At 43.2% G+C, this 23,670-nt stretch carries 38 protein-coding genes, 5 tRNA genes and 2 rRNA genes; 3 read left to right on the top strand and 42 right to left on the bottom strand.

What is annotated here, in order from left to right; all coding sequences use genetic code 11:
- Positions 1-33: 33 nt before the first annotated feature.
- Together trkA and mscL are read left to right on the top strand one after the other, a co-directional pair.
- A complete protein-coding gene (trkA, locus tag ACLPIE_RS20995) occupies positions 34-1,410 on the top strand; it encodes a Trk system potassium transporter TrkA (RefSeq protein WP_430263617.1) in 1,377 nt (458 codons plus the stop codon).
- A gap of 107 nt (positions 1,411-1,517) precedes the next feature.
- Positions 1,518-1,928: a large-conductance mechanosensitive channel protein MscL gene (mscL, locus tag ACLPIE_RS20990; protein ID WP_430263616.1), complete on the top strand. Its 411-nt coding sequence runs from the start codon at positions 1,518-1,520 to the stop codon at positions 1,926-1,928.
- Here the strand turns inward: mscL and ACLPIE_RS20985 are convergent, their stop codons facing one another.
- From ACLPIE_RS20985 to ACLPIE_RS20805, 37 genes are all read right to left on the bottom strand, one after another.
- A complete protein-coding gene (locus ACLPIE_RS20985) occupies positions 1,929-2,129 on the bottom strand; it encodes an alternative ribosome-rescue factor A (RefSeq protein WP_430263615.1) in 201 nt (66 codons plus the stop codon).
- Between the two features lie 17 nt (positions 2,130-2,146).
- Positions 2,147-2,563: a Zn(2+)-responsive transcriptional regulator gene (gene zntR, locus ACLPIE_RS20980; protein ID WP_430263627.1), complete on the bottom strand. Its 417-nt coding sequence runs from the start codon at positions 2,561-2,563 to the stop codon at positions 2,147-2,149.
- Between the two features lie 138 nt (positions 2,564-2,701).
- Entirely contained in the window at positions 2,702-3,088 is a 387-nt protein-coding gene (gene rplQ, locus ACLPIE_RS20975; protein WP_004907152.1) for a 50S ribosomal protein L17, read from the bottom strand.
- 37 nt (positions 3,089-3,125) lie between these two features.
- A complete protein-coding gene (locus ACLPIE_RS20970) occupies positions 3,126-4,115 on the bottom strand; it encodes a DNA-directed RNA polymerase subunit alpha (RefSeq protein ID WP_004265491.1) in 990 nt (329 codons plus the stop codon).
- Between the two features lie 25 nt (positions 4,116-4,140).
- The gene (gene rpsD / locus ACLPIE_RS20965) at positions 4,141-4,761 is read right to left on the bottom strand and encodes a 30S ribosomal protein S4 (RefSeq protein WP_004265487.1); all 621 of its coding nucleotides are present in this window, start codon (positions 4,759-4,761) and stop codon (positions 4,141-4,143) included.
- A 37-nt stretch (positions 4,762-4,798) separates the two neighbouring features.
- Positions 4,799-5,188 (bottom strand): 30S ribosomal protein S11, encoded by a 390-nt coding sequence (gene rpsK, locus ACLPIE_RS20960; RefSeq protein WP_002919257.1) that lies wholly within the window; start codon positions 5,186-5,188, stop codon positions 4,799-4,801.
- Positions 5,189-5,204: 16 nt separating this feature from the next.
- The gene (gene rpsM / locus ACLPIE_RS20955) at positions 5,205-5,561 is read right to left on the bottom strand and encodes a 30S ribosomal protein S13 (protein ID WP_068437228.1); all 357 of its coding nucleotides are present in this window, start codon (positions 5,559-5,561) and stop codon (positions 5,205-5,207) included.
- 145 nt (positions 5,562-5,706) lie between these two features.
- Positions 5,707-5,823: a 50S ribosomal protein L36 gene (gene rpmJ / locus ACLPIE_RS20950; protein ID WP_006816323.1), complete on the bottom strand. Its 117-nt coding sequence runs from the start codon at positions 5,821-5,823 to the stop codon at positions 5,707-5,709.
- Positions 5,824-5,869: 46 nt separating this feature from the next.
- Positions 5,870-7,195: a preprotein translocase subunit SecY gene (gene secY, locus ACLPIE_RS20945; protein WP_430263614.1), complete on the bottom strand. Its 1,326-nt coding sequence runs from the start codon at positions 7,193-7,195 to the stop codon at positions 5,870-5,872.
- A gap of 7 nt (positions 7,196-7,202) precedes the next feature.
- The gene (gene rplO, locus ACLPIE_RS20940) at positions 7,203-7,637 is read right to left on the bottom strand and encodes a 50S ribosomal protein L15 (RefSeq protein ID WP_430263613.1); all 435 of its coding nucleotides are present in this window, start codon (positions 7,635-7,637) and stop codon (positions 7,203-7,205) included.
- 3 nt (positions 7,638-7,640) lie between these two features.
- The gene (gene rpmD, locus ACLPIE_RS20935; RefSeq protein WP_004265475.1) at positions 7,641-7,820 is read right to left on the bottom strand and encodes a 50S ribosomal protein L30; all 180 of its coding nucleotides are present in this window, start codon (positions 7,818-7,820) and stop codon (positions 7,641-7,643) included.
- 6 nt (positions 7,821-7,826) lie between these two features.
- Positions 7,827-8,327, bottom strand: a complete 501-nt coding sequence (gene rpsE / locus ACLPIE_RS20930) for a 30S ribosomal protein S5 (RefSeq protein WP_004265471.1) — start codon at positions 8,325-8,327, stop codon at positions 7,827-7,829.
- Positions 8,328-8,341: 14 nt separating this feature from the next.
- Positions 8,342-8,695 (bottom strand): 50S ribosomal protein L18, encoded by a 354-nt coding sequence (rplR, locus tag ACLPIE_RS20925; RefSeq protein ID WP_004907138.1) that lies wholly within the window; start codon positions 8,693-8,695, stop codon positions 8,342-8,344.
- 9 nt (positions 8,696-8,704) lie between these two features.
- Positions 8,705-9,238 carry a 50S ribosomal protein L6 gene (gene rplF / locus ACLPIE_RS20920; protein ID WP_430263612.1) on the bottom strand — a complete coding sequence of 178 codons (534 nt, stop codon included), beginning with the start codon at positions 9,236-9,238 and terminating at the stop codon, positions 8,705-8,707.
- A 14-nt stretch (positions 9,239-9,252) separates the two neighbouring features.
- Complete coding sequence (gene rpsH, locus ACLPIE_RS20915; protein WP_430263611.1) at positions 9,253-9,645, bottom strand: 30S ribosomal protein S8; 393 nt, start codon at positions 9,643-9,645, stop codon at positions 9,253-9,255.
- 29 nt (positions 9,646-9,674) lie between these two features.
- Positions 9,675-9,980: a 30S ribosomal protein S14 gene (gene rpsN / locus ACLPIE_RS20910; protein ID WP_004265458.1), complete on the bottom strand. Its 306-nt coding sequence runs from the start codon at positions 9,978-9,980 to the stop codon at positions 9,675-9,677.
- Between the two features lie 12 nt (positions 9,981-9,992).
- A complete protein-coding gene (gene rplE / locus ACLPIE_RS20905) occupies positions 9,993-10,532 on the bottom strand; it encodes a 50S ribosomal protein L5 (RefSeq protein WP_006657019.1) in 540 nt (179 codons plus the stop codon).
- 15 nt (positions 10,533-10,547) lie between these two features.
- Positions 10,548-10,862, bottom strand: coding sequence for a 50S ribosomal protein L24 (gene rplX, locus ACLPIE_RS20900; protein ID WP_430263610.1), 315 nt, complete (start codon positions 10,860-10,862; stop codon positions 10,548-10,550).
- 11 nt (positions 10,863-10,873) lie between these two features.
- The gene (rplN, locus tag ACLPIE_RS20895) at positions 10,874-11,245 is read right to left on the bottom strand and encodes a 50S ribosomal protein L14 (protein ID WP_004265449.1); all 372 of its coding nucleotides are present in this window, start codon (positions 11,243-11,245) and stop codon (positions 10,874-10,876) included.
- Between the two features lie 176 nt (positions 11,246-11,421).
- Positions 11,422-11,676 (bottom strand): 30S ribosomal protein S17, encoded by a 255-nt coding sequence (gene rpsQ / locus ACLPIE_RS20890; protein WP_430263609.1) that lies wholly within the window; start codon positions 11,674-11,676, stop codon positions 11,422-11,424.
- On the bottom strand, positions 11,676-11,867 hold the full coding sequence (gene rpmC / locus ACLPIE_RS20885) for a 50S ribosomal protein L29 (protein WP_430263608.1): 192 nt from the start codon (positions 11,865-11,867) through the stop codon (positions 11,676-11,678). The genes rpsQ and rpmC overlap by 1 nt, the downstream gene beginning before the upstream one ends.
- On the bottom strand, positions 11,867-12,277 hold the full coding sequence (gene rplP, locus ACLPIE_RS20880; protein WP_004926449.1) for a 50S ribosomal protein L16: 411 nt from the start codon (positions 12,275-12,277) through the stop codon (positions 11,867-11,869). Before rplP ends, rpmC begins: the two co-directional genes overlap by 1 nt.
- Before the next feature lie 11 nt (positions 12,278-12,288).
- On the bottom strand, positions 12,289-12,990 hold the full coding sequence (gene rpsC, locus ACLPIE_RS20875; RefSeq protein ID WP_004907131.1) for a 30S ribosomal protein S3: 702 nt from the start codon (positions 12,988-12,990) through the stop codon (positions 12,289-12,291).
- Between the two features lie 17 nt (positions 12,991-13,007).
- Positions 13,008-13,340, bottom strand: a complete 333-nt coding sequence (rplV, locus tag ACLPIE_RS20870) for a 50S ribosomal protein L22 (RefSeq protein WP_004265430.1) — start codon at positions 13,338-13,340, stop codon at positions 13,008-13,010.
- Between the two features lie 15 nt (positions 13,341-13,355).
- Positions 13,356-13,634, bottom strand: coding sequence for a 30S ribosomal protein S19 (rpsS, locus tag ACLPIE_RS20865; protein ID WP_004265426.1), 279 nt, complete (start codon positions 13,632-13,634; stop codon positions 13,356-13,358).
- Positions 13,635-13,648: 14 nt separating this feature from the next.
- A complete protein-coding gene (gene rplB, locus ACLPIE_RS20860; RefSeq protein ID WP_430263607.1) occupies positions 13,649-14,473 on the bottom strand; it encodes a 50S ribosomal protein L2 in 825 nt (274 codons plus the stop codon).
- Between the two features lie 19 nt (positions 14,474-14,492).
- Positions 14,493-14,795, bottom strand: a complete 303-nt coding sequence (gene rplW, locus ACLPIE_RS20855) for a 50S ribosomal protein L23 (RefSeq protein WP_430263606.1) — start codon at positions 14,793-14,795, stop codon at positions 14,493-14,495.
- Complete coding sequence (gene rplD / locus ACLPIE_RS20850) at positions 14,792-15,397, bottom strand: 50S ribosomal protein L4 (RefSeq protein ID WP_224059542.1); 606 nt, start codon at positions 15,395-15,397, stop codon at positions 14,792-14,794. Before rplD ends, rplW begins: the two co-directional genes overlap by 4 nt.
- Before the next feature lie 16 nt (positions 15,398-15,413).
- A complete protein-coding gene (gene rplC, locus ACLPIE_RS20845) occupies positions 15,414-16,043 on the bottom strand; it encodes a 50S ribosomal protein L3 (protein WP_036955911.1) in 630 nt (209 codons plus the stop codon).
- A gap of 32 nt (positions 16,044-16,075) precedes the next feature.
- On the bottom strand, positions 16,076-16,387 hold the full coding sequence (gene rpsJ / locus ACLPIE_RS20840) for a 30S ribosomal protein S10 (RefSeq protein WP_001181005.1): 312 nt from the start codon (positions 16,385-16,387) through the stop codon (positions 16,076-16,078).
- Between the two features lie 346 nt (positions 16,388-16,733).
- Positions 16,734-17,207, bottom strand: a complete 474-nt coding sequence (bfr, locus tag ACLPIE_RS20835; RefSeq protein WP_430263605.1) for a bacterioferritin — start codon at positions 17,205-17,207, stop codon at positions 16,734-16,736.
- Between the two features lie 129 nt (positions 17,208-17,336).
- Positions 17,337-17,537 (bottom strand): bacterioferritin-associated ferredoxin, encoded by a 201-nt coding sequence (gene bfd, locus ACLPIE_RS20830; protein ID WP_430263604.1) that lies wholly within the window; start codon positions 17,535-17,537, stop codon positions 17,337-17,339.
- Positions 17,538-17,965: 428 nt separating this feature from the next.
- Positions 17,966-19,150, bottom strand: coding sequence for an elongation factor Tu (tuf, locus tag ACLPIE_RS20825; protein ID WP_430262435.1), 1,185 nt, complete (start codon positions 19,148-19,150; stop codon positions 17,966-17,968).
- 113 nt (positions 19,151-19,263) lie between these two features.
- Positions 19,264-19,339, bottom strand: a tRNA-Thr gene (locus tag ACLPIE_RS20820).
- A 6-nt stretch (positions 19,340-19,345) separates the two neighbouring features.
- Positions 19,346-19,420: transfer RNA gene (locus ACLPIE_RS20815), tRNA-Gly, on the bottom strand.
- Between the two features lie 74 nt (positions 19,421-19,494).
- Positions 19,495-19,579 (bottom strand) — tRNA-Tyr (locus tag ACLPIE_RS20810).
- A 15-nt stretch (positions 19,580-19,594) separates the two neighbouring features.
- Positions 19,595-19,670: transfer RNA gene (locus ACLPIE_RS20805), tRNA-Thr, on the bottom strand.
- 427 nt (positions 19,671-20,097) lie between these two features.
- Between ACLPIE_RS20805 and coaA the strand changes: the two genes are divergently transcribed.
- Positions 20,098-21,048: a type I pantothenate kinase gene (coaA, locus tag ACLPIE_RS20800; protein WP_430263603.1), complete on the top strand. Its 951-nt coding sequence runs from the start codon at positions 20,098-20,100 to the stop codon at positions 21,046-21,048.
- Between the two features lie 43 nt (positions 21,049-21,091).
- Here the strand turns inward: coaA and birA are convergent, their stop codons facing one another.
- The 5 genes from birA to rrf (ACLPIE_RS20775) form a co-directional block, all read right to left on the bottom strand.
- Positions 21,092-22,063: a bifunctional biotin--[acetyl-CoA-carboxylase] ligase/biotin operon repressor BirA gene (birA, locus tag ACLPIE_RS20795; RefSeq protein WP_430263602.1), complete on the bottom strand. Its 972-nt coding sequence runs from the start codon at positions 22,061-22,063 to the stop codon at positions 21,092-21,094.
- The gene (gene murB / locus ACLPIE_RS20790; protein ID WP_430263601.1) at positions 22,060-23,094 is read right to left on the bottom strand and encodes a UDP-N-acetylmuramate dehydrogenase; all 1,035 of its coding nucleotides are present in this window, start codon (positions 23,092-23,094) and stop codon (positions 22,060-22,062) included. The genes birA and murB overlap by 4 nt, the downstream gene beginning before the upstream one ends.
- A 192-nt stretch (positions 23,095-23,286) precedes the next feature.
- Positions 23,287-23,402: ribosomal RNA gene (gene rrf, locus ACLPIE_RS20785) — 5S ribosomal RNA — on the bottom strand.
- A 27-nt stretch (positions 23,403-23,429) separates the two neighbouring features.
- Positions 23,430-23,505: transfer RNA gene (locus ACLPIE_RS20780), tRNA-Thr, on the bottom strand.
- 45 nt (positions 23,506-23,550) lie between these two features.
- A 5S ribosomal RNA gene (gene rrf, locus ACLPIE_RS20775) occupies positions 23,551-23,666 on the bottom strand.
- Positions 23,667-23,670 lie beyond the last annotated feature (4 nt).

Below are 23,670 nucleotides of genomic sequence, written 5' to 3'. Positions count from 1 at the left end.
TAAGTAGTTAATTACCTAATATAGGAATATGCAATGAAGATCATTATTCTAGGTGCTGGGCAAGTTGGTGGCACACTTGCTGAAAATTTAGTTGATGAGAACAACGATATTACAGTCGTAGATACGGATGGGGATCGCCTACGTCAACTACAAGATCAATTTGATCTGCGGGTCGTTAATGGTCATGGTTCTCATCCTCGAGTTCTTCGTGATGCTGGTGCTGAAGATGCAGACATGTTAGTCGCAGTCACTAACTCCGATGAAACAAATATGATTGCATGCCAAATTGCATATAGCCTATTCAATACACCCAATAAAATTGCACGTATTAGGGCGACTGAGTATATTCGTGAAGCCGATAAGCTTTTTTTACCTGAACAGATCCCCATCGATTATTTAATATCACCAGAACAACTAGTCATTGACTACATCTATAAACTAATTCAATACCCTGGTGCGCTTCAAGTTGTCAACTTTGCAGAAGGTAAAGTCAGCATTGTTGCAGTAAAAGCCTATTACGGTGGTTCCCTTGTTGGTAATGCATTGTCTAGCTTACGTGAACACATGCCACATATTGATACTCGTGTTGTGGCTATATTTCGTCAAGATAGACCAATCCGCCCACAAGGCTCAACCATTATAGAAGCCGGTGATGAAGTATTTTTCGTTGCGTCAACACAACATATCAGAGCAGTCATGAGTGAGCTACAAAGACTGGAAAAACCCTATAAGCGGTTAATGATTGTTGGTGGAGGTAACGTTGGTGCAGGTTTAGCTAAAAGACTTGAAAAAGACTATAGTGTGAAATTAATTGAAAGGAATCAGCAACGTGCGACAGAACTTGCTGAATTACTACATGATACTATCGTTTTTTATGGTGATGCATCTGACCAAGAATTACTAACAGAAGAACATATTGAGCAAATGGATGTATTTATTGCTCTTACTAATGATGATGAAGCTAATATTATGTCTGCAATGCTGGCAAAAAAAATGGGGACGAAAAAAGCTATGGTACTTATTCAACGGTCAGCTTACGTTGAGTTAGTTCAGGGTGGAGTGATTGATATTGCAATATCTCCACAGCAAGCTACTATTTCGGCCTTATTAAGCCATGTAAGAAAAGCAGACATCGTTAGTGTTTCATCCTTAAGAAGGGGAGTCGCTGAAGCTATTGAAGCGATTGCACATGGTGATGAAAATACATCAAAAGTTGTAGGTAAAAAAATATCAGAAATAAAACTTCCTCCAGGCACAATTATCGGAGCGATTGTCCGTGAAGACGAAGTTATTATCGCTAGTGACTATAATATTATTGAACAAGGTGATCATGTCATTATGTTTATTACTGATAAAAAATATGTTCCTGATGTGGAAAAATTATTCCAACCAAGTCCATTCTTTTTATAAACTTAAAAAATTTAGTAAATATTTGCAGCTTAATAATCCTAACTATTATACTTTGATAACCTAATACACACTTTGTTTCAATTGACTTATTTGTTAAGGGGTCATCAATGAGTTTTTTAAAAGATTTTCGCGAGTTTGCCATGAAAGGCAACGTAGTGGATATGGCTGTCGGTATTATTATTGGTGCTGCGTTTGGTAAAATTGTTTCTTCACTAGTTGCCGATATAATCATGCCACCATTAGGCTTGCTAATCGGAGGTGTTGATTTTAAATCCTTTAGCATTGTACTAAAAGAGGCTCAAGGAGATTTACCCGCTGTAGTACTTAATTACGGTATGTTTATACAGACCGTTTTTGACTTTATCATCGTTGCCTTTGCTATCTTCATGGCTATTAAAGTCATGAATAAAGTTCGACGTGAAAAAGAAGCAGCCCCAGCCAAACCTGTACCGCCATCAAAAGAAGAAGTTTTATTATCAGAAATTCGTGATTTATTAAAAGAACAAAATAAAAAATAACTAAAAAGCCAGTGGTAATAAGTAAATAAACTTATTACCACTGGCCTCCCAGTTAGTTGATTTATTATTTTTACCTTTCCTTGTGTAGCTACCTTTCCCTTTTTTATTTTTTTCAATTCTCTGACGAAATAGCGGATCATGAAGCAATGCTTCAATTGCATTATCTTTTATTTCACCACGTTTATGTTGATATTTACTCATAATATACCTTCATATAATTAATAGACCTTAGAGGCACCCTTTTCTAATATTTCCATGATAGAACAGTAAGTCGTAGCATGCTCCTCACCACAACATGCTGAACTCAGCATCTTCAAAGAATCGCGCATAATAATAAGCTCTTGTATCTTTTTTTCAACTTCAAGTAATCTGATATCAACAATTTGTTTTGATTCCTGACATGTATGATGCTCAGGATCAACACGAATTGAAAGTAGCTCAGTGATCGCTTCTAGGGTAAAGCCTAATTGTTTAGCGTATCTAATGAAACGTAAACGCTGTAAATCTTGCTCGGTAAATAAACGATACCCACCCTCTGTTCTTACCTTATGCCCCATTAAACCTTGTTTTTCATAAAAACGGATTGTATCAGGGGTTACATCGGCCAACTTAGCAATTTCACCAATTTTATACATACTCATAAATACCACTCAGCTAATAAATAAGGGTAAATGACAAAAAATTAAAGAGGCAGAAATTCACTTTCACAGGGTATGAATCACACATACAAAAAAACCGGGTAAATACCCGGTTTTCTTGAAAGCGACGACAGATTACTCTGCTGCTGCTTCTTGAGACTCGACAGCACGGTCAACAAGCTCGATGTAAGCCATCGGAGCGTTGTCGCCTGTACGGTAGCCACACTTAAGAATACGAGTGTAACCACCTGCACGAGCTGCGAAACGAGGTCCCAGTTCATTAAATAATTTTGCAACGATCTCGTTATCACGAGTACGTGCGAATGCCAGACGACGATTAGCTACGCTGTCGGTCTTGGCAAGAGTAATCAGCGGCTCAACGACGCGACGCAGTTCTTTCGCTTTAGGCAAAGTCGTCTTGATGATTTCATGACGAACTAAAGAACCTGCCATATTACGGAACATAGCTTGGCGGTGGCTGCTGTTGCGGTTCAATTGACGACCACTCTTACGATGGCGCATGACCTTATCCTTCTCAGTAAAACCTTAACCTGTGATCTTAATCATCAGCAATACTTGCTGGTGGCCAATTTTCTAAGCGCATACCTAGAGAAAGACCACGAGATGCCAAGACGTCCTTAATTTCAGTAAGAGATTTCTTACCAAGATTAGGTGTTTTAAGCAACTCAACTTCTGTACGCTGTACCAGATCACCGATGTAGTGGATAGCTTCTGCTTTGAGGCAGTTAGCAGAGCGGACAGTCAATTCCAGATCGTCAACTGGGCGCAGTAAGATAGGATCGAATTCTGGTTTCTCTTCTTTAACTTCTGGTTGACGTACATCACGTAAATCAACAAAAGCTTCAAGTTGTTCAGCCAGAATGGTAGCTGCACGGCGAATCGCCTCTTCAGGATCGATTGTACCGTTAGTTTCCATTTCGATAACTAACTTATCCAAGTCAGTACGTTGCTCAACACGAGCTGCTTCAACATTGTAGGCAATACGCTCCACTGGGCTGTAGCAAGCATCGACTAACAAACGACCGATTGGGCGCTCATCTTCTTCCGAATGAACTCGGGCAGAAGCCGGCACATAACCACGACCACGCTGTACTTTAATTCGCATATTAATAGATGCGCTTTCGTCAGTCAGGTGGCAGATGATGTGCTGTGGCTTGACGATTTCGACATCACCATCATGGATGATGTCGGCTGCAGTCACAGGGCCAATGCCAGATTTATTCAAGGTTAAAATAACTTCATCTTTCCCCTGAACTTTTACCGCCAGCCCTTTCAGGTTGAGGAGAATCTCCAGGATATCTTCCTGTACACCTTCTTTGGTGCTGTACTCATGCAGTACACCATCAATCTCAACCTCTGTCACCGCACAACCCGGCATAGACGAAAGCAGAATACGGCGCAGTGCGTTACCAAGAGTATGGCCAAAGCCACGCTCTAAAGGCTCAAGGGTCACCTTAGCGTGCGTCGAACTCACTTGCTCGATATCTACCAGGCGCGGTTTTAGAAACTCTGTCACAGAACCCTGCATTGTGTCCTCTCTTTGGTGCTAAGCTTTACTTGGAGTAAAGCTCGACGATCAGGTGTTCGTTAATGTCCGCAGACAAGTCAGTACGTTCAGGAATACGTTTGAACACACCTTCCATTTTAGCAGCATCAACTTCCAGCCAAGTTGGCTTCTCACGCTGTTCAGCCAGCTCTAAAGCAGCCTTAATACGAGACTGTTTTTTAGCTTTCTCACGAACGCTGATAACGTCATTCGGGGAAACCTGATAAGAAGCGATATTAACTACGCGACCATTTACCATGATAGCTTTGTGGCTAACCATTTGACGTGCTTCTGCGCGAGTTGCGCCAAAGCCCATACGGTAAACGACGTTATCAAGACGGCCTTCCAGCAAAGTCAGCAGGTTTTCACCTGTGTTGCCTTTCAGACGTGTTGCTTCTTTGTAATAGTTACGGAATTGACGTTCCAGAACACCGTAGATACGACGAACTTTTTGTTTTTCACGTAACTGGACACCATAGTCAGACAGACGCGGTTTACGCGCACCGTGCTGGCCTGGAGCCTGTTCTAATTTACACTTGGTGTCAATCGCGCGAACACCAGACTTCAGAAAGAGGTCTGTTCCTTCGCGACGGCTCAGCTTGAGCTTAGGACCCAAATATCTAGCCATTTTCTTTCTCCAACAGTCCTAAAAAAAACGAAACGTATTAAACGCGACGTTTTTTCGGTGGGCGACAACCGTTATGAGGGATAGGAGTCACATCAGTAATATTAGTGATGCGGAAACCAGCGGCGTTCAGAGCACGAATTGTTGATTCGCGACCCGGACCCGGTCCCTTAACCATAACTTCCAGGTTTTTGATTCCGTATTCTTTCACAGCTTCTGCGCAACGCTCTGCTGCAACCTGAGCTGCGAACGGAGTAGATTTGCGAGAACCACGGAAACCGGAACCACCGGCAGTTGCCCAACCTAATGCGTTACCTTGACGGTCAGTAATAGTAACGATTGTGTTGTTGAAAGAAGCATGGATATGAGCCACACCGTCTGAGACTTGTTTTCTTACACGCTTACGTGCACGAATTGGTGCTTTTGCCATTATTCAATACCCCGACTTATTTCTTGATCGGCTTACGCGGACCCTTACGGGTACGAGCGTTAGTCTTAGTACGCTGTCCGCGCACAGGAAGACCACGACGATGACGTAAACCACGGTAACATCCAAGGTCTAACAGACGCTTGATGCTCAGGGTAATTTCACGACGTAAGTCACCTTCTACAACATATTTAGCAACTTCGTCACGCAGCTTGTCGATTTGTTCTTCAGACAGCTCACTGATCTTAACATTTTCAGCAATACCTGTTGCTTCACAGATAGCCTGTGAGCGGGTCTTGCCAATGCCGAAAATCGATGTTAAAGCGATTACGGTATGTTTATGATCAGGAATGTTAATGCCTGCTATACGGGCCACTATGCACTCCTAAGTTAAAATATACATTATTGTGCTGAAAAGCCCGTTTTCAGGATACTCAAACAATAATGTATCTTAGATAAAAAAGATTGGCTGGCTAATTTAGCCAGCTCAACCCAACTTTGCAAGAAAAAAATGCTTTTTCTTAACCTTGACGTTGTTTATGTCTTGGTTCAACACTGCAAATTACACGAACGCTACCATGGCGACGAATAATTTTACAGTTACGGCATAATTTCTTGACGGAAGCACGAACTTTCATTTTTACTCTCCGTAACTTCTAAGCAAACTATAATCACACTAAGTGATTATTTACCTTTCAGGTTTGCTTTCTTCAATGCAGACTCATACTGACTTGACATCATCAGAGTTTGCACTTGAGCCATAAAGTCCATGATAACGACAACCACGATTAACAGGGAAGTACCACCAAAATAGAAAGGTACTTTCATTGCGTCACGCATGAACTCCGGGATTAGGCAGATGAAGGTAATATACAATGCACCGACTAATGTTAATCGAGTCATTACCTTATCAATGTACTTGGCCGTTTGCTCTCCCGGACGAATTCCTGGTACAAATGCACCGGACTTCTTCAGGTTATCTGCTGTTTCTCTTGGGTTGAAAACCAACGCCGTATAGAAGAAACAGAAGAAGATGATCGCAGATGCATAAAGTAACACATATAACGGTTGACCAGGCTGTAAATACATAGAAATTGTAGTCAGCCAGTCCCAGCCAGTTCCATCACCAAACCAAGAAGCTATTGTACCCGGGAATAGTATGATACTGGAAGCAAAAATTGCAGGAATTACACCCGCCATATTCACTTTTAACGGTAAATGCGTACTTTGTGCTGCATAAACACGGCGACCTTGCTGACGTTTAGCGTAATTAACAACGATACGACGTTGACCACGCTCCATAAACACAACAAAGAAAGTTACCGCGAATACTAACACCGCAACCAACAGCAACAGGAGGAAGTGCAGATCGCCTTGCCGAGCTTGCTCGATGGTATGGCCAATAGCCGGCGGTAATCCCGCAACAATACCAGCGAAGATAATGATAGAAATACCGTTACCGATACCCCTTTCAGTTATCTGTTCACCTAACCACATTAAGAACATCGTCCCTGTGACTAAGCTAACAACAGCCGTAAAGTAGAACGAGAGACCTGGATCGATAACTAACCCCTGCATCCCTGGCATATTCGGTAGACCCATTGCAATACCAATAGATTGGAATATTGCTAATACCAGAGTACCCCAGCGAGTATATTGGCTTATCTTCCGACGACCTGCTTCTCCTTCCTTCTTAATCTCTGCCAATCGTGGATTAACCACTGATAATAATTGGATAATAATTGATGCCGAGATATACGGCATAATACCCAAAGCAAAGATAGAAGCACGGCTTAGAGCACCACCAGAGAACATGTTGAACATTTCAATGATGGTGCCTTGTTGCTGTTCGAGCAATTTGGCAAGCACAGTGGCATCAATACCAGGGATCGGAATAAAAGAACCAATTCGGAAAACAATTAGCGCACCAATAACAAACAAAAGTCTGCGTTTAAGTTCGCCAGCTCCACCTTTGGCACTTTGAAAATCTAATCCTGGTTGTTTAGCCATCTGTCACTTATTCCTCAATTTTACCGCCGGCAGCTTCGATTGCAGCGCGAGCACCTTTAGTAACACGAAGGCCACGTACAGTAACTGCACGGTTCACTTCGCCAGACAGAATAACTTTTGCGTATTCAATCTGGATGCCAACAACGTTCGCGGCTTTCAGTGCGTTCAGATCAATAACATCGCCTTCAACAGAAGCAAAATCAGACAGACGAACTTCTGCAGTGATCATTGCTTTACGTGAAGTGAAGCCGAATTTCGGCAAACGACGGTATAAAGGCATCTGGCCACCTTCGAAACCGCGACGTACGCCACCGCCAGAACGAGATTTCTGACCTTTGTGACCACGTCCGCCGGTTTTACCCAGACCAGAACCGATACCACGACCTACGCGTTTAGGCGCGTGCTTGGCACCTTCAGCCGGAGACAGAGTATTTAAACGCATCTCTTACTCCTCAACTTTAACCATGTAGGAAACCAAGTTGACCATACCACGTACAGCTGGAGTATCCTCGCGCTCTACTGTATGACCAATGCGACGCAGACCTAAACCGACCAGTGTTGCCTTATGCTTAGGCAAACGACCGATTGAACTGCGAACTTGTGTAATTTTAATAGTCTTAGCCATGGCCGATTACCCCAGAATTTCTTCGACGGATTTTCCACGCTTAGCTGCGACCATTTCTGGAGACTTCATGCTGTCTAAAGCATCCAGTGTTGCACGAACCACGTTGATTGGGTTTGTGGAACCATAGGTTTTAGCCAGTACGTTGCGAACTCCAGCTACTTCTAAAACAGCACGCATTGCACCGCCGGCAATAATACCGGTACCTTCGTGAGCAGGCTGCATAAACACACGAGAACCAGTGTGTGTACCTTTCACAGGGTGGAACAATGTGCCGTTGTTTAGAGCAACGGTTTTCATACTGCGACGGGCTTTTTCCATCGCTTTCTGGATTGCTGCCGGAACTTCGCGCGCTTTGCCGTAGCCAAAACCAACGCGACCGTTACCATCACCAACTACAGTCAGTGCGGTAAAGCTGAAAATACGGCCACCTTTAACGGTTTTTGCTACGCGGTTTACCGCGATCAGCTTTTCCTGCAGTTCGCCAGCTTGTTTCTCGATGTGAGCCATCTTACACCTCTACCTTAGAACTGAAGGCCAGCTTCACGGGCAGCATCTGCCAGTGCCTGGACTCTACCATGATATTGGAAACCAGAACGGTCAAAAGCAACAACAGTGATGCCTTTTTCCAGTGCGCGTTCAGCAACTAATTTACCAACAATTGCTGCTGCGTCTTTGTTTCCAGTAAACTTAACTTGTTCATTGATAGCTTTTTCTGTAGTAGAAGCTGCAACCAATGTTTCAGAACCGTTTGGTGCGATAACCTGCGCATAAATATGGCGTGGAGTACGATGTACCACCAGGCGAGTCGCACCCAACTCTTGGATCTTACGGCGTGCGCGGGTCGCACGACGGATACGAGCTGCTTTCTTATCCATAGTGTTACCTTACTTCTTCTTAGCCTCTTTGGTACGCACGATTTCATCGGCGTAACGAACACCCTTACCTTTATAAGGCTCAGGACGACGGTAAGCACGCAGTTCTGCTGCAACTTGGCCAATCACTTGCTTATCTGCACCTTTCAGTACGATTTCAGTTTGTGTTGGACATTCAGCAGTAATGCCTGCTGGTAGTGCGTGTTCAACCGGATGCGAGAAACCTAAAGACAAGCTTACAGCGTTGCCTTTGATTGCTGCACGGTAACCAACACCAACCAGTTGAAGCTTTTTAGTGAAGCCATCGGTAACACCAACAACCATTGCATTGCACAGTGAACGAGTAGTACCCGCTTGTGCCCATGCATCTTCAAAACCTTCACGAGGTCCGAAAGATAAGTGGCCATCTTCATGTTTAACTTCAACTGCATTATGGATAGTACGAGTAAGCTCGCCGTTTTTACCCTTAATCGAAATAACCTGACCGTTGAGTTTTACCTCTACGCCGGCAGGAATGACGACGGGTGCTTTTGCCACACGAGACATTCTTTCCTCCCGAATTAAGCTACGTAGCAGAGAATCTCGCCACCAAGACCAGCTTGGCGAGCTGCACGATCAGTCATGACACCTTTAGAGGTAGAAATAACAGCAATACCTAAACCAGCCATAACTTGTGGCAGCTCATCTTTTTTCTTATAGATGCGCAGACTTGGGCGGCTGATACGCTGAATGCTTTCTACAACAGCCTTACCTTGGAAATAACGTAAAGTCAGTTCCAATTCTGGCTTGATGTCGCCTTCAATTTTAAAATCTTCAATATAACCTTCTTCCTTCAGCACTTTGGCAATTGCCACTTTCAGCTTGGAGGAAGGCATGGTGACCGCAACTTTATTCGCGGCCTGACCGTTACGGATACGGGTCAGCATATCCGCGATGGGATCTTGCATGCTCATCTGTCTTTACTCCCGTGATTCAAATGGAATTACCAACTTGCCTTTTTAAGGCCCGGGATTTCACCGCGCATAGCGGCTTCACGGACTTTAATACGGCTCAGACCAAACTTCCGCAGGAAACCGTGCGGACGCCCTGTTTGACGGCAGCGATTACGCTGACGAGAAGGACTTGAATCACGTGGCAGTGTTTGCAGCTTGAGAACAGCGTCCCAGCGATCTTCATCAGATGCTTTAACATCAGAGATGATAGCCTTCAGTTCTACGCGTTTTGCGAAGAATTTCTCAGCTAATTTAGCACGTTTAACATCACGCGCTTTCATAGATTTCTTAGCCATGAGTAACCTGCCTTACTTGCGGAACGGGAAGTTGAACGCTGCTAACAGTGCGCGACCTTCGTCATCTGATTTCGCAGTTGTGGTGATAGTAATATCTAAACCACGTACGCGATCCACTTTATCGTAATCGATTTCAGGGAAGATGATTTGTTCACGAACACCCATGCTGTAGTTACCGCGACCATCGAAAGACTTAGCGGACAAGCCACGGAAGTCACGAATACGAGGTACAGCAATAGAAATCAGACGCTCAAGAAACTCCCACATGCGTTCGCCACGCAGGGTTACTTTACAGCCGATCGGATAGCCCTGACGGATTTTGAAGCCTGCAACAGATTTGCGTGCTTTGGTGATCAAAGGTTTTTGACCTGAGATTGCTGTTAAATCAGCTGCTGCATTATCCAGCAGTTTTTTATCAGCGATCGCTTCACCAACACCCATATTCAGGGTGATCTTCTCGACCCGAGGGACTTGCATGACAGAAGTGTAGTTAAACTCAGTCATGAGTTTATTAACTACTTCGTCTTTATAGTAATCATGCAGTTTCGCCATCGTATACTCCAAAAATTACTTGATAGTTTCACTGTTAGATTTGAAGAAACGGACTTTTTTTCCGTCTTCGAATCTAAAGCCTACACGGTCAGCCTTACCAGTTGCCGCGTTAAAGATTGCAACGTTAGAAACTTGAATAGCCGCTTCTTTTTCAACGATGCCACCTGGTTGATTCAGAGCCGGTACAGGCTTCTGATGTTTTTTAACCAGATTGATACCTTCAACGATAACTTTACTAGAAGAAATAACCTGTTTGATTTTACCGCGCTTACCTTTGTCTTTCCCAGTCAGCACGATAACTTCGTCATCACGACGGATTTTCGCTGCCATAGTTTCGCTCCTTAGAGTACTTCAGGTGCCAGAGAGATAATTTTCATAAACTTCTCGTTACGAAGTTCACGAGTTACCGGCCCAAAAATACGCGTACCGATTACTTGCTCGCTGTTGTTATTTAATAACACACAAGCATTACCATCGAAGCGAATGACAGAACCGTCAGGGCGACGTACACCCTTCTTGGTGCGCACCACTACCGCTTTCAGGACATCACCCTTTTTAACTTTACCGCGTGGAATTGCTTCTTTGACAGTAATTTTAATGATGTCGCCTACATGTGCATAGCGACGGTGCGAGCCACCTAGAACCTTGATACACATTACGCGACGTGCACCGGAGTTGTCGGCCACGTTCAGCATAGTCTGTTCTTGGATCATTTTAGTGCTCCGCTAAATGTCAACTACTACTGAGCCACCTCATTATGAAGAGGCCGTTCAAATTTACCCATACTACGAGGGCGCGGCATTATAACACCACATCAACGCGATGGACAGAAAAAAATAAACGGCTCAATCAAAAAGAGCCGTTTATTCATCACGAAAAATCTATTCTATTACAGAACAGCTTTTTCTACAACGCGAACTAAGGCCCAAGACTTAGTCTTAGACAGTGGACGAGTTTGGCGGATTTCTACCACGTCACCAATTCCACATTCATTGTTCTCGTCATGTACGTGCAATTTAGTCGTACGACGGATGAATTTACCATACAGAGGGTGTTTCACCATACGCTCGATAGCAACAACGATAGATTTCTCCATTTTGTCACTAACTACACGACCTTGCAGAGTACGGATTTTATCGTTCATTACGCACCTGCCTTCTCAGTTAGTAAAGTCTTCACGCGTGCGATATCATGACGCACTTGTTTCATTAGATGAGACTGTTGCAGCTGACCACTTGCAGCCTGCATACGTAAATTAAATTGTTCACGTAACAGATTTAAAAGTTCAGCGTTCAGCTCTTCTACGCTTTTTTCGCGCAGCTCTTGTGCTTTCATTACATCACCGTCTTAGTTACAAAGGTGGTTTTGATAGGCAGTTTCGCTGCTGCCAGAGAGAATGCTTCACGAGCCAGCTCTTCAGGCACACCATCCATTTCATACAGGACTTTACCAGGCTGAATTAAGGCAACCCAATATTCCACGTTACCTTTACCTTTACCCATACGAACTTCAAGTGGCTTTTCAGTAATTGGCTTGTCTGGGAATACGCGAATCCAGATTTTACCTTGACGCTTAACAGCACGGGTCATAGCACGACGTGCCGCTTCGATCTGACGTGCAGTCAGACGACCACGGCCAACAGCTTTAAGACCGAAAGTGCCGAAGCTAACATCCGTACCTTGCGCCAGACCACGGTTGCGGCCTTTATGCACCTTACGGAATTTTGTACGCTTTGGTTGTAACATAGCGACGCTCCTTACTTGCGGCCTTTACGCTGCTGCTTTTTAGGTTGAGCAGCTGGTTTCTCAGCTTGTTCAACTGCAGCCATACCACCCAGAATCTCACCTTTGAAGATCCATACCTTAACGCCGAGAACACCATAAGTGGTGTGCGCTTCTGAAGTGTTGTAATCGATATCAGCACGTAATGTGTGCAGTGGCACACGGCCTTCACGATACCACTCGGTACGAGCGATTTCAGCACCGCCTAAACGGCCACTGACTTCCACTTTAATACCTTTAGCGCCCAGACGCATTGCGTTCTGTACTGCACGCTTCATAGCACGACGGAACATAACACGACGTTCCAGCTGTGAGGAAATGCTGTCAGCAACTAATTTAGCGTCTAGTTCTGGTTTACGAACTTCGGCGATATTGATTTGCGCAGGAACACCAGCGATATCCGCTACTGTTTTACGCAGTTTTTCAACGTCTTCACCTTTCTTACCGATAACGATACCTGGGCGAGCAGTGTGAATAGTCACACGGATGCTTTTCGCAGGACGTTCGATAACGATGCGAGAGATTGACGCTTTTGCCAATTCTTTATTTAAGTACTGGCGTACTTTAAAATCGCTGTCTAGGTTGTCAGCGAATTCATTGGTATTCGCATACCAAGTAGAGTTCCAAGGTTTGACAATACCCAGGCGAATACCATTAGGATGTACTTTCTGACCCATTGCTAGTCTCCAGAGTCTCAGCGATCGGACACAACCACAGTGATGTGGCTGGTGCGCTTAAGAATACGATCTGCACGGCCTTTCGCACGCGGCATGATGCGTTTCATAGTTGGACCTTCGTCTACGAAAATTTTCGCAACTTTAAGATCATCAATGTCAGCGCCATCGTTTTGCTCTGCGTTAGCAATAGCAGACTCAAGTACTTTCTTCACTAAACCAGCAGCTTTCTTGTTGGTATAGGTCAAAATTTCCAGAGCTTGCGACACTTTCTTACCGCGAATCAGGTCGGCAACTAAGCGAACCTTCTGGGCAGAAGAACGAGCGTGGCGATGCATAGCTAAAGTTTCCATCTCTTCCTCCTATCCTTAACGTTTCTTAGCTTTCTTATCTGCCGCATGGCCGCGATAAGTGCGAGTCGGTGCGAATTCACCCAGTTTGTGGCCAACCATTTCGTCGGTTACAAAAACTGGGACATGCTGACGACCATTATGGACAGCGATGGTCAATCCGATCATATTAGGAAAGATCGTTGAACGACGGGACCAAGTCTTAAGAGGCTTCTTGTCTCCGCTTTCCACCGCTTTCTCTACCTTCTTCAGCAAGTGCAGGTCAATAAAAGGACCTTTCTTGAGAGAACGTGGCATGGTTTATCCTCTAATTATTTTTTAGAACGATGACGTACGATGAATTGATCAGTACGCTTGTTGCTACGAGTTTTCTTACCTTTGGTTTGAACGCCCCATGGTGTTACTGGGTGTTTACCAAAGTTACGGCCTTCACCACCACCATGTGGATGGTCTACTGGGTTCATCGCAGTACCGCGAACGGTAGGACGAACACCACGCCAGCGGCTAGCACCAGCTTTACCGAGAACACGTAACATATGCTCAGCGTTACCAACTTCACCTAAGGTTGCACGGCAATCAGCTAAAACTTTACGCATTTCACCAGAACGCAGACGTAATGTGACATAAGCACCATCACGTGCAACGATTTGAGCGTAAGTACCTGCTGAACGCGCTAACTGTCCACCTTTACCTGGTTTCAGTTCGATGTTGTGAACTGTAGAACCAACAGGGATGTTGCGCATAGGCAGTGCGTTACCAGCTTTGATTGCTGAATCAACACCAGATTGAATCTGGTCGCCAGCTTTCAGGCCTTTCGGTGCAAGAATATAACGACGTTCACCGTCTTTATATAGTACCAGTGCAATATTCGCAGAACGATTTGGATCATATTCCAAACGCTCAACAACTGCAGGAATACCATCTTTGTTGCGTTTAAAGTCAACTAAACGATAATGCTGCTTGTGGCCACCACCGATATGACGGGTAGTGATACGACCATTGTTGTTACGACCACCGGACTTGCTCATTTTTTCTAACAGTGGTGCATAAGGTTTTCCCTTATGCAGCTCTGGGTTAACCACTTTAACAACGTGGCGACGGCCCGGAGACGTAGGTTTGCATTTAACAACTGCCATTGTTCTTTACTCCTCCGACTTACTCAGCACCGCTAATGAAGTCCAAATCTTGGCCTTCTTTCAGCGTGACGTAAGCTTTTTTCCAGTCGCTACGACGACCAGTGCGCTGACCGTGGCGTTTAGTTTTGCCTTTAACCAGCAAAGTGTTAACACCTTCAACTTCAACTTCAAACAGTTTCTGTACAGCAGCTTTGATTTCTGCTTTAGTTGCATCTTTCGCAACTTTGAGAACGATGGTGTTGCTTTTTTCCATCGCTGTAGAAGCTTTTTCAGATACATGCGGCGCGCGCAGTATTTTCAGCAGACGTTCTTCACGGATCATGCCAGCATCTCCTCAACTTGCTTCACAGCATCAGCAGTCATAACCACTTTGTCGAAAGCAATCAGGCTAACTGGGTCGATACCTGCTGCATCACGAACGTCAACCTTATACAGGTTACGTGCTGCTAAGAACAGATTTTCATCTAATTCAGCAGTGATGATCAGAACATCTTGCAGAGCCATATCTTTCAATTTCTGTGCCAGCAACTTAGTTTTTGGTGCTTCAACAGAAAACTGTTCGACAACGATCAGACGATCTTGACGTACCAACTCAGACAGGATGCTTTTTAAAGCACCACGGTACATCTTCTTATTAACTTTTTGACTGTGGTCCTGTGGTTTAGCTGCGAAGCTAACACCACCAGAGCGCCAAATTGGGCTCTTGATTGAACCAGCACGTGCACGGCCAGTGCCTTTTTGACGCCATGGTTTTTTACCTGAACCAGAAACTTCAGCACGAGTTTTCTGAGCACGAGTACCTTGACGAGCACCAGCTGCATACGCAACAACTACTTGGTGAACAAGCGCTTCATTGAAATCACGCCCGAAGGTAGTTTCGGAAACAGTCAGCGCGCTTTGCGCGTCTTTCATTACCAATTCCATTCCTATCTCCTCGACGTTAAGCCTTGACAGCCGGTTTTACGATCAGGTTGCTACCAGTTGCTCCTGGAACAGCACCTTTGACCAGCAGTAGGTTGCGCTCAGCGTCAACACGTACTACATCTAAGCTTTGAACAGTTACACGTTCATTACCCAGTTGGCCTGCCATTTTCTTGCCTTTGAACACTTTGCCCGGAGTCTGGTTCTGACCGATAGAACCCGGAACACGGTGAGACAAGGAGTTACCGTGAGTAGCATCTTGAGTACGGAAATTCCAGCGCTTAACTGTGCCAGCAAAACCTTTACCTTTAGATGTACCAGTAACGTCGACTTTTTTAACGTCAGCGAAAATTTCAACGCTAATGCTTTGACCTACGTTAAATTCAGTACCTTCTTCAGTACGGAATTCACGCAGAATACGGCCAGCTTCAACGCCAGCTTTAGCGAAATGACCTGCTTCAGGCTTAGTTACACGGTTAGCTTTTTTGCTACCAGTAGTAACCTGAATTGCATTGTAACCGTCAGTTTCTGCAGTTTTAACCTGAGTAACGCGGTTATTTTCAATTTCGATAACAGTTACAGGGATAGAAACACCATCTTCAGTGAAGATACGTGTCATTCCCACTTTCTTACCGACTAAACCAATCATTGTTTCAACCTCTCAATCGTTCGACGACCTGATTAACCCAGGCTGATCTGCACGTCAACGCCGGCAGCCAGGTCCAGACGCATCAGAGCATCAACGGTTTTCTCGGTTGGCTCAACGATGTCAACCAGACGTTTGTGAGTGCGAATTTCGTACTGATCACGCGCATCTTTGTTAACGTGCGGAGAAATCAGAACGGTAAAACGCTCTTTACGTGTCGGCAGCGGGATAGGACCACGTACTTGCGCACCAGTGCGCTTTGCAGTCTCTACGATTTCCGCAGTTGATTGATCGATTAAACGATGATCAAAAGCTTTAAGGCGGATACGGATTCTTTGGTTCTGCATGAGACCAGAGCTCCAACTATTTTATAAACGTAAATGATTACTCCTCGCACCCATTTCGATTGATGGGGGAGTGTAATCGTCTTGGTGTAACCCCCATATCGGGAGTATTGTCTAAATGAGTAACAAATCGTTGACTCAATACTGATATTTCAGTCCTAAAAATTAGGGCTTACTCATCAGTAAGCCCGCGCATTATACGTAAATTATTGTGAAACGCAAGCAATCGGAGAAAATATGTGCGAATTTTCTGAAGAAGACGTTAAAAAAGCCTCCTAAATTGAATAATTCAATCACCGGAGGCTTTACGGCTCTCAATTCATTAAATTACGCAGCTAATAATCATGCATTACTCTTCTTTGACCTGCACTTGTAAATAGTTTTGAATCCCCAAGCGGGTGATCAGGTCTAGTTGTGTTTCTATCCAGTCAATATGATTTTCTTCATCTGATAAAATTTCAATCATGAGATCTCGGCTGACATAGTCATGAACAGAGTCCGCATATTTGATTGCATCTTTTAAATTTTTGGCACCGTCAATTTCAAGTTGTAAATCTGACTTCAACATTTCTTCGACATCTTCACCAATATTTAGCTTACCAAGGTCTTGTAAGTTCGGGATACCTTCAAGAAAAAGAATACGCTCTATGTATTTATCCGCGTGTTTCATTTCATCTATTGATTCGTGGTATTCCATCTCATTAAGACGCGTAAGCCCCCAATTTTTGAACATCCGCGCATGCAAAAAATATTGATTTATTGCGACTAATTCATTGCCCAGTAATTTATTAAGGTGGGCTATCATTTTTTTATCGCCTTTCATATATACCCTCCATCGCTTCCAGTCTTTTAAGTGTAGTACTGAAATTGATAGCAGGGTAAATTTTAGACAGTAATTTATATAAAAAATGATTTATTCTAGATGAGATTGTTACTTTACTTACAGTACAAGCTATGCCACTTCTATTGCACAGATGTCTTCTAATAGCATCTGCTCTTCACGCAAAATCGCTTTAGCCTGCCTAATGCATTTCCCGCATTCTAAGCCCAAAGGCAAAATTTGTTGTAAGCCCTTCAGTGAGCTCGCTTGATACCTTCTTGCTGCATTTCTGATTTGTTTATCAGTAATGGCTTCACAAAGACAGACGTACATAATGCTTTACCTGTATAAATCACATACAGACAGTCTAAATAAAAATGATTTGTATTTCAATTATCATTATTTAAAGGATTCACCATATACTATGAGTGATATTCTGCTCGTATAATTAATGCTGAATTCCTATTATGCGGCCATAAGTAGCCCTCATTGATTAACAGGTAATAGCCCTCTAGCCAATATGCTGCATAACATTTTGCATTTATGCTCTCTTGTAATCGAGTTGATTTCTGCTCAATTTTTTGTTCAATAAGTAAGGGGAAGTAATCGGGTTGGATATGCTTGATAAACAAATTTATGCTTAATCAATTAATGTCTTATAGGCAAATAGATACGGTTAATAACAACTGTAGATATGCAAAAGGACGTCTAGTAGACGCCCTTTTTACTAAGTAGTTCTTTCTTAGTCAGAAAGAGCAGTATTATGCAATGATTTTTGCAACAACACCTGCACCTACAGTACGGCCACCTTCACGGATTGCGAAACGTAAACCGTCGTCCATCGCGATTGGGTGGATCAGGGTAACGATCATGTTGATGTTATCACCTGGCATTACCATCTCTACGCCTTCTGGCAGTTCGATAGTACCTGTTACGTCAGTTGTACGGAAGTAGAACTGTGGACGGTAACCTTTGAAGAATGGAGTGTGACGACCACCTTCATCTTTGCTCAGAATATAAACTTCTGACTCGAACTGTGTGTGTGGCTTGATTGAGCCTGGTTTCGCCAGAACTTGACCACGTTCGATTTCTTCACGCTTAGTACCACGCAGCAGAACACCAACGTTCTCACCTGCACGACCTTCGTCTAGAAGTTTACGGAACATTTCAACACCAGTACAAGTTGTTTTCGCTGTATCTTTGATACCAACGATTTCAACTTCTTCACCCACTTTGATGATACCACGCTCAACACGGCCTGTTACTACTGTACCACGACCTGAGATTGAGAATACGTCTTCAATTGGCAGCAGGAATGGTTTGTCAATTGCACGCTCTGGTTCTGGGATGTAAGAATCCAGGTAACCGGCTAATTCAACAATTTTCGCTTCCCACTCTGGGTTGCCTTCCAGCGCTTTCAGTGCTGAACCGCGAACAACTGGAGTGTCATCGCCTGGGAAATCGTATTGAGACAGAAGTTCACGAACTTCCATTTCAACTAATTCTAACAGTTCTTCGTCGTCTACCATGTCACATTTGTTCAGGAAAACGATGATGTAAGGAACACCAACTTGGCGACCTAACAGGATGTGCTCACGTGTTTGTGGCATTGGGCCATCAGTCGCAGCAACAACCAGAATTGCACCGTCCATCTGAGCAGCACCTGTGATCATGTTTTTAACATAGTCGGCGTGTCCTGGGCAGTCTACGTGTGCGTAGTGGCGAGTTGGAGTATCGTATTCTACGTGTGAAGTAGAGATGGTGATACCACGCGCTTTTTCTTCTGGTGCGTTATCGATTTGGTCGAATGCACGAGCAGAACCGCCGTAAGTTTTTGCCAGAACAGTAGTGATAGCTGCTGTCAGAGTAGTTTTACCGTGGTCAACGTGGCCGATAGTACCAACGTTAACGTGCGGTTTTGAACGTTCAAATTTTTCTTTAGACATTAGATTGTCCCTCTAAGACACGGAATCGGTGGTTAAACCACATCAACCAAGCAAGAATTTCGCTTGTTTTTTCAGGAGACAAATCAGGGAGGTAATTGAGAACATGGGGGAAGTGGTGCTGATAGGCAGATTCGAACTGCCGACCTCACCCTTACCAAGGGTGTGCTCTACCAACTGAGCCATATCAGCACATCTTGGAGCGGGCAGCGGGAATCGAACCCGCATCATCAGCTTGGAAGGCTGAGGTAATAGCCATTATACGATGCCCGCAATGAACTCGGCTACCTGAGTTATCAGCTGTTAAACTGTTCCTTGACATTTTCTTTTAAAAAACATCTTGGAGATGGTGGTGGGAGAAGGATTCGAACCTTCGAAGTCTGTGACGGCAGATTTACAGTCTGCTCCCTTTGGCCGCTTGGGTATCCCACCTATCCAAATTTTTAATGGTGCCGGCACCAAGAGTCGAACTCGGGACCTACTGATTACAAGTCAGTTGCTCTACCAACTGAGCTATGCCGGCATCAAGTGCTGCGCATTCTAGGAAGAGTGAGCGCAGGTTGCAACAAAAAAATTAAGTTTTTTGTTCATTCGCTTATATTTTGAGCGCTTTTTCTGTTTTTGCTGATTTTTTAGCTGTTTTAAGCTCAAAACATCAACAGCAGTTATTAACTATAATCCATTATTGTTTGATCAGTAAAGGGGCATAACAGGCTAAATATTTTTAAATTGCTATTTTTTATTCACTATCACAGTATTTTACTGTCTTTCGGTAGGTTATTTTTTAATCGCCTAGTGCTATTTTTTCTGCATATTTCAAAAAAGATTCACAAAAAATAGAAAAAAACCTACGCCTCCCCCCTATCACTCGCTATGATGCTAGCAAATTTTATGGATACGGGTGTTTAGGCAACCTGTCCAACCTGCATAAAATAGGCAGATGTTGGTTTATGAAAAAGAAAGAAAATTTTATTACTACGCCATACTTAGAGTTTGATAGAGAGCACTGGGCAACTTTACGTGATTCAGTTCCACTAACATTAACATCAAGTGAACTTCTAGAGCTTAAAGGGATTAATGAAGAACTCTCGATGGAAGATGTTATCGAGATTTATCTACCTTTATCGCGTTTATTGAATTTTTATATCAGTTCTAACTTACGTCGTCAGGCCGTCCTAGAGCAGTTCCTTGGAACTAATGGCGCTAAAGTGCCTTATATCATTGGTATCGCGGGGAGTGTGGCCGTAGGTAAAAGTACAACTGCACGGTTGTTGCAAGCTTTACTAACTCGTTGGCCAGAACACCGTAAAGTGGATTTGATTACAACTGATGGCTTTTTACATCCTAATCAAGTATTAAAAGATAGGAACATCATGAAGAAAAAAGGGTTTCCGCAATCCTATGATATGCGAAAACTTGTCAACTTCGTGTCGCAAATAAAATCAGGCGCACGTAACGTGAAAGCGCCGGTCTATTCCCATCTCACTTATGATATTGTGCCGGACCAAGAGCAAGTTATTGATCAACCAGATATTTTAATTCTTGAAGGGCTGAATGTTCTACAAAGTGACATGGACTACCCTCAAGATCCACACCATGTGTTCGTCTCTGATTTTGTTGATTTTTCAATCTATGTTGATGCCGCCCCAGAGCTACTAAAGCAATGGTATATCGGTAGGTTCCTTAAATTTAGACAAGGCGCATTCTCAGATCCCGATTCTTATTTCCATAGTTACTCTAAATTAAGTGAAGATGAAGCTATGAATATTGCAGGGTCTATTTGGGATGAAATTAATGGTTTAAACCTAGAAGAAAATATTTTACCAACCAAAGAAAGAGCGAGTTTAATAATGACTAAAGGTGAAAACCACTCTATTCAAAATGTTCGATTACGGAAATAAAGATTATTATTTTGGCCGACTTATCATCGGCCAATGATATATATTAATTAGGTCTCAATGATATTTCACCACCGATATAAGGAATTATTTCACCATTATCTTTTTGTAATAACAATGCACCTTGCTCATTAATTCCGCGTTCTACTCCTGTTATAATGTCATTACCGATCAATAACTTAACATTTCTATCAAGGAAGTTATCTAATTTAAACCACCTATCCAAAAATGGATTGAGACCTTCATTTTCGAATATAACTAAAGATTCTCTTAAAGCCTTAATAATATTTGCAGATAATTCATTACGCTCTATGTTTTCAACCTCATCCCTTAATGATGACCACTCTTGCGTTATTGTATTTGAACTTTTAATATTGTTTTTATTCATCCCAATATTAATTCCAATACCAATAATAATATGAGCTGCGTCACCTGTTTTACCTGTTAATTCAACTAAAATACCAGCAAGTTTTTTATCATTCATGTACAGATCATTAGGCCATTTCACTTTTACTTTTTCTTGGCTTATTTTATTTAACGTCTCTGCGATGACAATACCAACTACAAGGCTTAGCCCTACTGCTGCCGCTGGGCCTTGATCTAGCTTCCAATACATTGAAAGGTAGAGGTTACAGCCAAATGGGGATATCCATTGGCGCCCTCTTCTGCCCCGTCCAGCACTTTGATACTCGGCTAAACATGTATCTCCTGAATTAAGGCTTGGTATGCGTTCCAACATATATTGATTTGTTGAATCAATAACGGGCTCAACAATAATATTTACATCATTGACATGCTTTTTAATTAATTCTCTATTTAACAAATTGATTTGATAAGGCAGTTTATATCCTTTACTCGTGACCGTTTCGATATTTAAACCCCAAGAGCGCAACGTTTTAATATGTTTATTGATAGCTGCTCTTGTCATTCCTAGCTTATCACCTAATTGCTCACCTGAATGAATTTGTGCATCCGCTAAGATATCAATCAGCTGTAAAGGAATACTAGTTTCTTTCATCGAATATAATCCACCGCATTAACCTCCCCCATTTTACCGATAAACCTGACCTCAGGCTCTAAATCGATACCAAAACGCTCAGCAACTGTATGCCTAACATGTTTCGCTAAATTTGCAATATCTTGCCCAGTAGCTTGCTGTTTATTAATTAAGACTAAAGCCTGCCTAGTGTGTACCGCTGCACCACCAACTTCATAACCTTTCAAATTACACTGGTCGATTAACCACCCAGCAGCGAGTTTTATATTACCATCAGCTTGTTCATACTGTGGGCAATTTGGATAAATTGCTTTTATTTTCTGTGCTTTTTCAGCAGATATGACAGGGTTTTTGAAGAAGCTACCGGCATTACCCGTTACCGCAGGGTCAGGTAACTTACTTCTACGTGTCTGACAGACAGAATCAAACACTTGTTTTGGCGTTACTACTTTAGGGTCAAGCAGGGCAAGATCACCATATGTAAGCTGAGGAGACCATGTCTTAGAAAGTTTTAACCCAACACTCACAATAACATAGCCATATTGATACTCATGTTTGAAAATACTATCGCGATAGCCAAACTGGCACTCATTGGCTGTCAGCCGAGTAACTAGCCCATTTTCAAGAGATAATACATCAACGTATTCACATATATCTTTTAGCTCAACCCCATATGCGCCTATGTTCTGAATAGGTGCTGACCCCACACAACCAGGAATAAGCGCTAGGTTTTCTGCCCCATAAATTCCTTTATCTAACAAGGTCTCAATCAATTGGTGCCAATTTTCACCAGCTTGTACATGTACATGCCAATATTCATCATCTTCTGTGACTTGTAGCCCTTTTAACAGGTTGATAATGACTAGACCAGCGAAGTCTTCGACAAACAGTACGTTACTCCCTCCCCCTAATAACAGCACAGGGAGCTGTTTGTCTTTGGCATAGCGCCACTGCTGAAATAGCGACTCTTGACTATCAACAAAAGCAATTGATAATGCTTTTGCTTCGATGCCAAAGCTATTAAATGGTTTAAGTTCAGAAGTCAGATTCATTACGCCCTTCAGTACCGATAAAACTAGAATAAAGTAAGTCTATCAGGCTGACTTAGTAGTGAATAGTATGAATAATGAAATTAGATGATGAGATAGAAAGTTTTTACTAATATTAAAAAATAATATTAAAAATTGAATAGAGTAGCTAAATGCAAAAAGCCACCCGATGTGGGTGGCTTCTTTATATTTAAAACCTAGCAGTTCCCTACTCTCACATGGGGAGACCCCACACTACCATCGGCGCTACGGCGTTTCACTACTGAGTTCGGCATGGGGTCAGGTGGGACCACCGCGCTATTGCCGCTAGGTAAATTCTTTTTTAAATGCCGATTATATGGTGCTGATACCCAGATTCGAACTGGGGACCTCACCCTTACCAAGGGTGTGCTCTACCAACTGAGCCATATCAGCAATATGGTGCGGTCAGTCAGTACTGACACAACCTTTAAAATTAATGTCTGGCAGTTCCCTACTCTCACATGGGGAGACCCCACACTACCATCGGCGCTACGGCGTTTCACTGCTGAGTTCGGCATGGGGTCAGGTGGGACCACCGCGCTATTGCCGCCAGACAAA

Origin of the sequence: Providencia sp. Me31A (genome assembly GCF_050487165.1) — a bacterium.
In the GTDB taxonomy this organism is placed as follows: Bacteria; Pseudomonadota; Gammaproteobacteria; order Enterobacterales; family Enterobacteriaceae; genus Providencia.
Note: the sequence above shows the minus strand (reverse complement) of the source record. Positions and strands in the feature narration are given on the sequence as shown.